This window comes from Halorubrum tibetense (assembly GCF_042661865.1).
GTDB classification, from domain to species: Archaea; Halobacteriota; Halobacteria; order Halobacteriales; family Haloferacaceae; genus Halorubrum; species Halorubrum tibetense.
This window is the reverse complement of record NZ_JBHSWW010000578.1, coordinates 1-732: the sequence shown is the minus strand read 5'-3', so window position 1 is coordinate 732 and position 732 is coordinate 1. Positions and strand designations below refer to the sequence as shown.

Sequence of the window (732 nt, the reverse complement as noted above, 5' to 3'; positions counted from 1 at the left end):
TTCAGACTTAACCCCAATGGTTATACGCTATCGGGCCCGCTAACGTGGTTTGCGGGTAATGTACCTTATGATTCAGCTAGTGGCGTTGTCCACCGGACTTTACATAATCAAACGGGTCACATTGGTCCCTTGCCCGGTGACATGGCACGCTCTGCGGTAGGTTTAATTAACGGAGATTTGGGTGCGGTATTGGGAGATAGAGATGCAGGTCTAGGCCGTAGCTGGGAAAGATTGCATTTAATCGGCGTAAGTGCAGGCTTGCTGAGCGAGCGGCGTTATTCTAACTACAATACAGTTATTGGGAGTCATGCGATGAACACCGCAATGATACCTTTTGAAGGTATCGCTAACTGGGTGTTGTCGCAGGGGCGCAGTTACCGCTACGTGGTCAATGTTGATGAACACAAGACCCTTAATTTCATTGATAAAAATGGCGCTGCTAGAGAAGAAAAAGTACCGGTTAAATTACGTCAGGCCATTTCCTATACTTCTGAGAACGATGCTGATATTTGGATTACCATTTGTCAGACGCATCAGGATTCACGGGTCGCTGGTCTATCGACTGATGTCGTCATTGGTTACAGTGCGGATATCATGGATGAACATAAGATGAAGACCAGTAGCTGGGAGGCAGTTTACGCTCAGATAGCGGCAATAGATCAGCAGGTAAAAGATACTCAAGCTAGTGGAAAATGGAACTTGGTAAAATAAGAAATCTGTTGGGGTTGTGCG

Annotated in this window: 1 protein-coding gene; it reads left to right on the top strand. The window is 46.4% G+C overall.

The genetic code is table 11. The features are described 5' to 3' along the window. Nucleotides 1-711 (top strand): hypothetical protein (locus tag ACFQEU_RS17075; RefSeq protein ID WP_379784090.1); only part of this gene is annotated, 711 nt, incomplete at its 5' end. Between the last annotated feature and the right edge of the window lie 21 nt (nt 712-732).